Consider the following 9,838-nt stretch of genomic DNA (forward strand, 5'->3'; position numbering starts at 1 on the left):
CGATCCGTCATTTATGAATCGACCGGAGACGTCTGCGGCGTCAGGGGCGAATATTGATGAAGGGGTCCCAGTAGTAGTACCCCAGCTTTTCGCCCTTGCTGTTGAGGATCACGAAACGGAAGTGATAGGTGACCGACCCGGTGTCCAAGACGTCGCATTCCCAGTAGTACGTGTAGACGTTCTGGGTGGTGATTTCCAAGGGGTCGCCCTTGCCCGGCAGCGGCTGGTTGATGTGCACCAGCCTCGGCTCCGGGGTGCTGATCAGATCTCCCCCGGACGAGGCGTCGAACCGGTAGAGCACGCTGGTGTAGTTGGAGTTCAGGGACAGTGTCGTCTCACGCCACCTGATCACGTCCATCGGAGAGGCGTTGACCGTCAACTCGCTGCCCGGCGAGCTGCCGAGCTGGTTCTGCCGGGTGGTCATGTAGATCAGGTTGCTGCTGTCGGAGACGTACGCCGGGCTGTTCGGATCGGAGTTCTTACCGATCTGCTCAAGAATGGTCTCCGCGTCGATGGCGATGAGGACGTTGATGATTTCCGACATGCAGAAATTCCTCCTGACGTGCCCAACGAGAAAGGCCGGTGTACCAGAATCCCGCGACGCTGACCCGGACGCCGATCGCCGTATCGGCGGCCTCGCCGGGTCGGTGAGATATTCACATCGGAAGCGGGGACGAAGTGCGAAGTCGAAGGCCGCTGGATGAACTTCTCCACCATGACCTTTAACGTGGAGTGCTGTCAAGGCCGCATAATGCTACCTACCAGTATCGAATTATCCCGTATCGCTTCGCGCCGGTGCGATGAGCTGCCGGAATCCGTTCCCGGGAATCAGGAGGGCATGTGCTGCCCTGCGCAGAAAGTTTGAATCGGCTTGCCGTCGTCCGCCTCATCGGCACGTTGGTCGACGAGCTCGGCGTACAGTCGACCGATACCCGGGTCATCCTGCGCACGGTGTGCTGACGGCGGTGGCCGGGCGGGCCTTCGTCTTGTCCGCCTGGTCGTGCGACGTGGCGGCCTTGCGCTCGGTGTTGGCCCGCTCCCGCTCACGCCGCCGCCGCTCCGTCTCGCGCCGGGTGAGATGGGTGGAGATCCATGATCTCGGCACGTACGGCTCCGCGGCCACCCGCGTACCATTCGTCGATCGATTCCGCGCGCTCGCGTCCGCCCACGGCGATGGGCATTCATCGCGACGGTCACTTCTTCCCGCACGTCCACGCCCGCCATGGGCCCGGTGACATCACCGGCGTACTTGATCCCCAATGGGAACGGCACGGTGGTGCCGCGCCGCCTTCGGAGCGGACACGCCCCGGGGCGCACGGGGTGGACCGCACGGACCATACGCGTGGACGCCGGCCGGCGCATGCCGGATCGGCCACGGCATCCTGCCGCACGACCCGGCGAGCCCCGGCGGCCGTTCCGGCGGACGCTGGGGAGGCAAAAGCGAGGGCGGAAATCCCTCTCCGGGCTCATTTAGTAAGCGGCGGCGTATTCGACTCATTATCGAACCAGAGGAGTGCTCACTTTCCGGCGGTGCGGCTCGCATTGGCACCGATTGTTGTTTCGCGCCAGGGAATGCGTGCACGGGTACCCCCTCGCCGCTGGGTGATGGCCAGCGTGGGACGTGTCGCATAGCGATCACGGCGTGGTGGATAGGAACGAGTTCTAGTTCGCAATGACTTCGTGTCCTCCGGATGGGCGGTAATTACGTATGCCCCTTATTGACATTTCCTGTGCCGCCAATCAGGCTGTGCCCTGACGGTGCCGGGCTTGGCCCGGACCACGATTCCGGAGGAGGACCCGGTGGGGGACCGGCGACGGCCATGAGAGTGTTATGCGCGACCGCGTCAGCTCGTCACGCTGATGTCCGTACGGGAAGATCGATGCGCGCGAGGGCGGCTCCTCCGCGATTGCTCACCTCTCTCGCGGACACCAGGACGCGAAGTGGCCGTCATGGACCGTCCGCCCGCCGATGGTGAGTGGTTCGGCATGCCCGCGGCCCCGAGTGGGGCGAGTTTGGTGATCTACGGTGGTCGCACCCCGCCGCGTCACGCGATCGGCGTCCTTCCGTCCGGCGCCTCCCGGCGACGGTTTAGTGCCCACGATGCGCCCGGCACGGCGATATGAGCCGCGAAGGTGGTTCGGCCCGGCCGCGATCCCAACATCATGATCTTGACAGCGGCCTGGGGGACGTTTGAGGATTCTCATTGTCGAAGATGATCTGCGGCTGACCGCGGCACTCAGCCACGCACTGGTGAGGCGGGGCTATGAGGTCAAGCACGCGCCGGACTGTCTTTCGGCGTGTTCCACCTACGGCTACGACCTGATGCTCCTCGATCTGGGCCTGCCGGACGGTGACGGCGTGGAGGTTTGCAAGCAGATTCGCAGGTCCAGTGACGTTCCCATCATCGTGCTGTCCGCCAGGAACGGCGAGATGGACCAGGTGCGCGGCCTGCGCGCCGGTGCCGACGACTACGTCATCAAGCCCTTCGGCATCGCGGAGTTGGAGGCGCGCGTGCAGGCTGTCATGCGCCGGTCGCGAGGCTCCATGAAAGAGCGGATGATCCTGGGTGAGCTGGAGATCGACCTGCGGAGCCGTCTGGTGCGGCGGCACGGGCAGGTCGTGCAGCTCACGCCGAAGGAGTTCGCCATCCTGGTCAGGCTTGCGGAGGCCTCGAACGACGTGGTCAGCAGGAAGGACCTGCTCATGGACATCTGGCAGGACTTCAACGGTTCCGCGGGGCGTACATTGGACGTGCATATTACGCGTCTGCGCACCAAACTAGGCGAGCCGAACATCCTGGAGACGGTCCGGGGCATTGGATATCGGCTCCTCATGGCCTAGCAGGGGATTCCTTTCATCCGGGTGGAGATGAGAGTGTTATGGTGAGCATTCAAAAGCGCCTGGTCGTCCTGTTCTTCATATTTCTCCTGGCCACCACCCTGTGTCTCGCCATCCCCTTCGCCGCCACCATCGCCCTGCAGGAGACGCGCGCACTGCTCGTCGACCGGCAGGCGGATGCCGAGCATTTCTCACAGGCGGCGGTTTATAAGCTCGGCACGGGCCAGCTGTCCGAGCTATCCGATGAGTTCAGCAATTACAGGGCGCTCTATGGAATAAATGTGGTCCTGGTCAATCGCGGCGGGGAAATCCAGGCATCGTCGGGGAAGGATGTCTCGCTCCGCGACTTGAATCCCCAGTACGTGCTGCGGTTCTTGCGCGGTATTCGGGCCAGCGCCCCCGACATAGTCTGGCCGTGGACCTCGGGCGTCTTCGTGGTGGGTGTTCCCGTGGTCGTCGATGACGAGGTCAGGGGAGCGATCATCAGCATCTCGCCCGTCGGCGAAGTCCGCCGTGACGTCGTGGTCTACTGGGGGATGCTCGCCGGGTTCGCCGGTGCCGCGGTTTTCGCCGCGAGCCAGGGCCTGCGCCCCATGAGCCGCTGGATTCTGCGTCCGGTGGACGAACTCGGCAAGGTCGTCAACGAGGTGGCCCGCGGCAACATCTCCGCCCGTTCCACCGTGCAGGCCGGGCCCACGGAGCTGCGCTCCTTCGCCAAATCCTTCAACGCGATGGTCGACACCGTCGAGCGAATGGTCGAGGAGCGCAAGGAACTCGTCTCTCATGTGAGCCACCAGATCAGGACGCCGCTCACCGTGTTGCGACTGCAGTTGGAGAACATCAGGGCGCAGCCGGGCGACGTGGAAGCCGCCGATGTGCAGCTCGTCATAGACGAGGTGGATCGCCTCACCTGGCTCTGCGACGGCCTGCTCACACTCGCCCGGGGCGAGGCGCTCGCCGGGACCGCCGCCCAGACCGATCTGTCGCACCTGGCCGACGAGCGGGTTTCCATGTGGCAGACCGTCGCCACCGAGACGAACGTCCAGCTCATCCGCACCGGTGAGGACGCGGTGCAGGTCCGCGCCTCCTGGACCGCCCTGGCCCAGGTGTTCGATGTGGTGATCGACAACGCGGTCAAGTTCTCTCCGGAGGGAACGTACGTCGTGGTCCACGTCACCCGGGAGGACGAGTGGGCCGCCGTGCATGTGATCGACATGGGACCCGGACTCCCGCCCGAAGCCCGTGCACAGGCCGTCAAGCCGTTCTGGCGGGGGAAGGGCCACGAGGACCTTCCAGGGTCGGGTCTCGGGCTGACCATTTGTGCGACTTTGGCCGCGAAATACGACGGCGAGGTCAACTTCTTCAATGCGCCTACCGGTGGGCTGGACGTCCGGGTCAGGTTCCCCGCGGTCAAGGAGGCGGAGCAGTGACCCGAGTGCGGAATGTCCTCATAGTGGGCCTGTTGGTGTTATGCGTGGTATGTGACATGCCTACGAAGCCGCGCCGGATCGTCATCGCCGGTGGCAGCCCCGGCGGGGTCTACCATGCCCTGGCCGCGGCGCTGGCCAAGGAGATCGGCGAACTGCCTGATTACCGGCCCGAAGCGTGGGAGACCAGCGGATCGGTGGAAAATCTGACCGCGCTGGCGGAAGGACGAGCCGACATCGGCTTCGCGTCGGTGGACGCGGCAGTCCTGGCGATCACCGGACGCCCGCCCTTCGGTGAGAAGCGCGAGCTGAGTGCGCTGGCCCGGGTTCACGACGACTACCTGCACGTCGTTGTCAGATCGGACTCTCCCGCGCTGCGACTGGAGGATCTGCGGGGCATGCGGGTGTCGACCGGGGCTCCCCAGTCGGGCACCGAGTTGCTGAGCCGCCGGCTGCTGGACCTGGCCGCCATCGGTCCGGGCGACATCTCCGTCTCCCGGCTCGACATCACCGACTCCGCCGAGGCGCTGCGCGACGGCGGCATCGACGCGTTCTTCTTCAGTTCCGGACTGCCCAACCCCGCCATCAAGAAGCTGGCCGGTGAAGTGCCGATCCGGATTCTGCCGATGGACACCTACATCGATCGTATCCGGGCCGCCTACCCGTTCGTTTACACCAAGCTGTCGATGCCGGCCGGCCTGTACGGCCAGAACGTGAGCATTCCGACGATCGGTATCAGGAACCTGCTGATCGTGCGTCGCGACACGCCGGTGGAGGTCGCCCATGACCTTACCCGCGTCTTGTTCCAGGAAAGTGCCGAGCTTTCCCGCGCGCATCCCGAGGCATTGCGGATAGACGAGCGGCTGGCGATCGCGACGACGCCGGTCGGGCTCCATGCCGGTGCCGTGCGCTATTACCGTGAGGTCAAAGAGGCGATCACGGGCTTCTGACGGCCGCGTCGGTGGCAGCACCGAGTGGGTGATCATTACAGCCAGCCCTTGTCCCTGGCGATCAGGGCCGCGTCGACCCGATTGCGGGCCCGGGTCTTGGAGATGGCGCTGGACAGGTAATTGCGGACGGTTCCCGAAGACAGGGTCAGTTCCTTGGCGATATCGGCCACGGTCGCCCCCGTGGCGGCCACCCGGAGCACGTCCCGCTCGCGTTCGTTGAGCGGGTCGGCCCCGCTCTCCAGCGAGGCCACCGCGAGATCGGGATCGACCACCGTGCGGCCGTCGGCGACCTTGCGCACACTGTCGGTGAGGCGGCCGGGCCTGCTGTCCTTCAGGACGAACCCTGACGCGCCCGCATCCATCGCCCGGCGCAGATAGCCTGGCCGCCCGAAGGTGGTCAACATGATCACTTTGGTGGCCGGCAGTGCCTCGCGGATGCGCCTGGCGGCCTCGATCCCGTCGAGCACGGGCAACTCGATGTCCATCAGCACGACATCGGGCCGATGCTCGAGCGCGGCCCGCACCCCGGTCTGGCCGTCGCTCGCCTCCGCGACCACGGTGATGTCGGGCTCCAGGGAGAGCAGGGCCGCCAGTGCCCCCCGGACCAAGTGCTGATCCTCCACCAGCAGCACGCTGATCAATGCGAACCTCCCGGTACCTCCACCCGCATCTGGAAGCCCCCGTCGGCGGGACCGGCCGACAGACGGCCGCCGACCGGCTCCAGGCGCTCTGCCAATCCTCGCAGGCCGCCACCCGCGTGGTCGGGATGCACAGCGCGGCCGTCGTCCCGGACGGTGACCACGACCTGATCGCCCGACGTCACGGTGATCGTGCATCGGCGGCCCGTCGAATGGCGCAGCACGTTGGTCACACCCTCCCGCACGGCGTGGGCGGCCAGGCCGTCAAGGACCTCGGGCAGCGGGTCGTCCGGCAGGGTGACGGTCAGTTCGATGCCCGCCGAGCGCATCAGGGTACGGGCCGCGGCCAGTTCGCCGGACAGGGTGATCGGACGGAAGTCCGACACGGTCGCCCGGACATCGCCCAGTGCGCCCCTGGCCACCTCGGCGAGTTCCGCCAGTTCCCTGGTGGCTCGTTCGAGATCTTCGTGCACCACGCGAGTGGCGAGTTCGGCCTTCAGCACCACCTCGGTGAGCCGCTGCCCGAGGATGTCGTGCAGGTCTCTGGCGATGCGCAGCCGTTCCTCGGCCACCGCGGCCAGCTCGGCGTGCGCCTGGGCCACTTTGATCTCCTTGGACAACTGGATGATCCGGTACCCGCCGGCCACGAGCAGGCCGAACCCGCCGATCTGCGCCGCCGTGCTCAGGACGGTCTGCCCTCCCGCCCCGAACACCCACAGGCAGACCGCCACATCGGCCCCGACGATCATGACGAGCGCGGGCATCCAGCGGCGTTGCGGCTGATCCAGGAGTGTCAGGGTGACCAGGTAGTAGGAGGCAGCCAGGAGCCACGAGTGGCCCATGACTCCGACGAGCGCGGCTGCGACCGCCGTCGCCGCCGCCAGCGGGAGGGTGCCGCGTCCCTGGTGGGCGGGCGGCACCGCGCGCCAGATCACCGCGGCGGACAGCAGGGCGAAGAGCGCCGTGCCCGCCACCGCCACGGCGATCTCGGCCCCCGAGGGTCCCTCGCCGAGGAACCCGGTCAGCGGCAGGGCCAGCAGCCCCAGCAGCGTCAGCGCGCCGACGCGGGCGGCGTCGCCGCTCACCCGATTCGCCGGTAGCGCCATACCGCCAGGGCCGCGAACAGGCCCGTCCAGCCGAGCAGGATGAGCAGTCCCCAGGTCAGCGGCGACTGGTCGGAGAGGATCAACCATGACGGCTCCGCGGCTCGATAGGTCGGCATCAGCTTGCCGATGGTCTCCAGCCAGTCAGGGAAGACGATGACCGGCATCCATAGCCCGCCCAGCAACGAGAGTACGAAGTACAGCGTCATGGAGGCGATCTGCGCGACCTCGTCGCGGAAGACATAGCCGATGGCGATGCCGAGCGCGACGAAGGGCAGCGCGGCCAGCCAGATCGTGGGCGCCAGCGCCACCCAGATGCCGAACGGGAGGTTCACGTCGTTGATGAACCTGCCACAGATCATGATCAGGCCGATGACCGGCACGGTGAGCAGGGTCGCCGAGGCCAGCTTGACCGAGATGTAGGCGCTGGGCCGCAGCGGCAGCAGGGCGAGCTGCCTGGTCCATCCCCGGGTCCGCTCGATGGCGATGCGCCCCCCGATCCCCATCATGCAGATGCTCATCGACCCGTAGAGGGCCATCGAGACCATGTAGTAGGCGTCGAAATCGGTGTTCTGCACCGGGCGCATCTGGAAGAGGGTGGTGAACAGCAGGTAGAAGGCGACGGGGAAGGCGATCGTGAACATCACGAACGCCGGGCTGCGCAACGTGCGCAGCACCTCAAGCCGCAGGTAGGCGGTCACTAGGGCACCCTCTTTCTCGCAGGCACCACTACGGTGCTTGGTGAAGGGACTCGGCGGGAGCCGGGGTGACGGTCTGTGTTGGTCGCCGCTTGACGGCCTGCATGACACCACCGCCCTCGGTTCTCGCGAGGCTTCGGACCGGCCGCCGCCTGGCCAAACACGCCGACCCCGGTGACGTGCAGATCGGAATCGAACGCCCCAACGGGCGACTGGTAGACCTGCTGCCGGAGGCCGGCCATCCGGTTGTCCCGGTCTCCCCGAACGCCATCAAGGCCTGGCGCGATGGTGAGGTGCTGTCCGGGGCGAAAGCCGACGCCGGAGATGCGGCCGTGATCGCCGAATATGTCCGGCTTCGCCAGCACCGGCTGCGCGTCGCGGTGCCCTACGGCGACGACACCCGTGCGTTGCGCACTGTCGTGCGTACCCGTACCGATCTCGTCGAGATGCGGGTGGCGGCCACCAACCGGCTCTCCGCGCTGCTGGACGCGTTCTGGCCCGGCGCCAAGACCGTCTTCGCTGATGTGCGGTCGCCGATCAGCCTGGAGTTCCTGACCCGTTATCCCACCCCCGCCAGTGCTCGCCACCTGGGGGAAAAGCGGATGACCGCGTTCTTGATCAAGCATGGGTACAGCGGACGCCGACCCGCGGCCGTGCTCGTGGAGCGTCTGCGTTCGGCGCCGGCCGGAGCGGCCGGCGAGGCATTGACCGAGGCCCTGCGCGACGCTGTCGTGGCCTTGGTGGCCGTCCTGCGCGCGCTCAACGGCGCGGTCAAGGACCTCGACCGATCGTGCGCCGCCCACCTCGGGGAGCATTCGGACGGTGAGATCTTCGCGTCGCTGCCAAGGTCGGGTCAGGTCAACGCCGCCCAGATGCTCGCCGAGTGGGGCGACTGCCGCCAAGCTTACGAGAGCCCTGACTCCGTCGCAGCCCTCGCGGGTTGCATACCCGTCACCAAGGAGTCCGGCAAGCACCGGGCTGTCCACTTCCGGTGGGCCTGCAACAAACGCTTCCGCGTCGCGTTGACGACCTTCGCCGACAACAGCCGGCACAGCAGCCCGTGGGCGAAGAAGATCTACACCGCCGCCCGCGCGGCAGGCAAAGATCATCCCCATGCCGTCCGCGTCCTGGCTCGTGCCTGGATCAGAGTGATCTGGCGATGCCGGCTCGACGGAGTGCCCTACGACCCGGCCGAACACGGGGCCGCAGCGGCTCTGAAGGAGCCGATCGCTGCGTGAGGTTGACACAGGGAGTGTCATGCCGGGACCTCCTCCTGGGTGAGGGCGAACACCACGTCCGAAAGGGGGGCCGCGACCACCTCCAGATCGCGTGCCTGCGAGTACTGGGCCAGCAGCGCGCGGACGGTGGCGTCGGCGTCCGTGGAGCGCAGGGTGATGGCCATGCCGTTGAGCTCCACGCCGCTGACGCCTGGCAGCAGGCCGAGTTCCGCCTCTGATGAGGGGTCCGGCAGGGTGAAGCGGATCGTGTGCCCCTTGGCCATCGCCCGGATCTCAGTGGTGGGACCGTCCGCCACCACCTTGCCTGCGGCCAGCAGCACGATGCGGTCGGCGACCGAGTCCGCCTCCTCCAGGTAGTGGGTGCTGAACAGGATCGTGCGCCCGTCGGCGGACAGCTTGCGGATCATGGCCCAGAACGAGCGCCGGGCCCCGACGTCCATGGCCGCGGTCGGCTCGTCGAGCACCAGCAGCTCCGGATCGCCCGTCAGGGCCACGCCGAAGCGTAACCGCTGGGTCTCGCCGCCGGAGAGCTTCTCGGTGCGCCGATCGAGCAGGTCGCCCAACTGGGCATGTTCTATCACGTCGGCCATGGCCATCGGGTGGGGGTGGATGGCCTGGACCATCCTGAGCAGTTCTCCGACGGTGACGCTCTGCAGCGGCTCGCCTTCCTGAAGGACGGTGCCGACGCGGCCCGCGTCGATGGCCGCGCGCGCCTGGCCGCCCAGCAGTCGGCTCACCCCGTCGTCGGCCCGTTGCAGGCCCAGCAGGATGTCCAGCAGGGTGGTCTTGCCGGCGCCGTTGGGACCGAGCAGGGCCACCACCTCGCCTGCGGTGACGCGCAGGTCGATGCCGTCGAGTGCGACGACATCCCGGAACCGCTTGCGCAGTCCGCGGATCTCGATAATGTCGCTCATGGTTCGATGATCACCACCAAGGGTCGAACGG

At 66.9% G+C, this 9,838-nt stretch carries 10 protein-coding genes; 4 read left to right on the forward strand and 6 right to left on the reverse strand.

What is annotated here, in order from left to right:
* Positions 1-40 precede the first annotated feature (40 nt).
* Together P3X83_RS27365 and P3X83_RS27370 are read right to left on the reverse strand one after the other, a co-directional pair.
* Positions 41-544 carry an inclusion body family protein gene (locus P3X83_RS27365; RefSeq protein ID WP_277308105.1) on the reverse strand — a complete coding sequence of 168 codons (504 nt, stop codon included), beginning with the start codon at positions 542-544 and terminating at the stop codon, positions 41-43.
* A gap of 393 nt (positions 545-937) precedes the next feature.
* A complete protein-coding gene (locus tag P3X83_RS27370) occupies positions 938-1,123 on the reverse strand; it encodes a hypothetical protein (RefSeq protein WP_277308106.1) in 186 nt (61 codons plus the stop codon).
* Between the two features lie 1,068 nt (positions 1,124-2,191).
* Between P3X83_RS27370 and P3X83_RS27375 the strand changes: the two genes are divergently transcribed.
* The 3 genes from P3X83_RS27375 to P3X83_RS27385 are packed head-to-tail and all read left to right on the forward strand — an operon-like array spanning position 2,192 to position 5,216.
* Positions 2,192-2,842: a response regulator transcription factor gene (locus tag P3X83_RS27375; protein ID WP_277308107.1), complete on the forward strand. Its 651-nt coding sequence runs from the start codon at positions 2,192-2,194 to the stop codon at positions 2,840-2,842.
* Positions 2,843-2,880: 38 nt separating this feature from the next.
* Positions 2,881-4,269: a HAMP domain-containing sensor histidine kinase gene (locus tag P3X83_RS27380; RefSeq protein ID WP_277308108.1), complete on the forward strand. Its 1,389-nt coding sequence runs from the start codon at positions 2,881-2,883 to the stop codon at positions 4,267-4,269.
* A gap of 44 nt (positions 4,270-4,313) precedes the next feature.
* Complete coding sequence (locus tag P3X83_RS27385; RefSeq protein WP_277308140.1) at positions 4,314-5,216, forward strand: TAXI family TRAP transporter solute-binding subunit; 903 nt, start codon at positions 4,314-4,316, stop codon at positions 5,214-5,216.
* 35 nt (positions 5,217-5,251) lie between these two features.
* Here the strand turns inward: P3X83_RS27385 and P3X83_RS27390 are convergent, their stop codons facing one another.
* Genes P3X83_RS27390 through P3X83_RS27400 form a run of 3 tightly spaced genes read right to left on the reverse strand, consistent with a single transcriptional unit; the run spans position 5,252 to position 7,658 of the window.
* Entirely contained in the window at positions 5,252-5,857 is a 606-nt protein-coding gene (locus P3X83_RS27390) for a response regulator transcription factor (RefSeq protein WP_277308109.1), read from the reverse strand.
* Positions 5,854-6,939, reverse strand: a complete 1,086-nt coding sequence (locus P3X83_RS27395) for a histidine kinase (RefSeq protein WP_277308110.1) — start codon at positions 6,937-6,939, stop codon at positions 5,854-5,856. Before P3X83_RS27395 ends, P3X83_RS27390 begins: the two co-directional genes overlap by 4 nt.
* Positions 6,936-7,658: an ABC transporter permease gene (locus P3X83_RS27400; protein ID WP_277308111.1), complete on the reverse strand. Its 723-nt coding sequence runs from the start codon at positions 7,656-7,658 to the stop codon at positions 6,936-6,938. The genes P3X83_RS27395 and P3X83_RS27400 overlap by 4 nt, the downstream gene beginning before the upstream one ends.
* A 101-nt stretch (positions 7,659-7,759) precedes the next feature.
* Here P3X83_RS27400 and P3X83_RS27405 point away from each other — a divergent pair, with 101 nt between their 5' ends.
* Positions 7,760-8,893, forward strand: a complete 1,134-nt coding sequence (locus tag P3X83_RS27405; protein WP_277308141.1) for an IS110 family transposase — start codon at positions 7,760-7,762, stop codon at positions 8,891-8,893.
* A 17-nt stretch (positions 8,894-8,910) separates the two neighbouring features.
* On the opposite strand, the gene P3X83_RS27410 is transcribed toward P3X83_RS27405, so the two are convergent.
* Positions 8,911-9,807 (reverse strand): ABC transporter ATP-binding protein, encoded by an 897-nt coding sequence (locus tag P3X83_RS27410; protein WP_277308112.1) that lies wholly within the window; start codon positions 9,805-9,807, stop codon positions 8,911-8,913.
* Positions 9,808-9,838: the final 31 nt, after the last annotated feature.

The organism is Spongiactinospora sp. TRM90649, assembly GCF_029382225.1.
GTDB lineage: Bacteria > Actinomycetota > Actinomycetes > Streptosporangiales > Streptosporangiaceae > Spongiactinospora.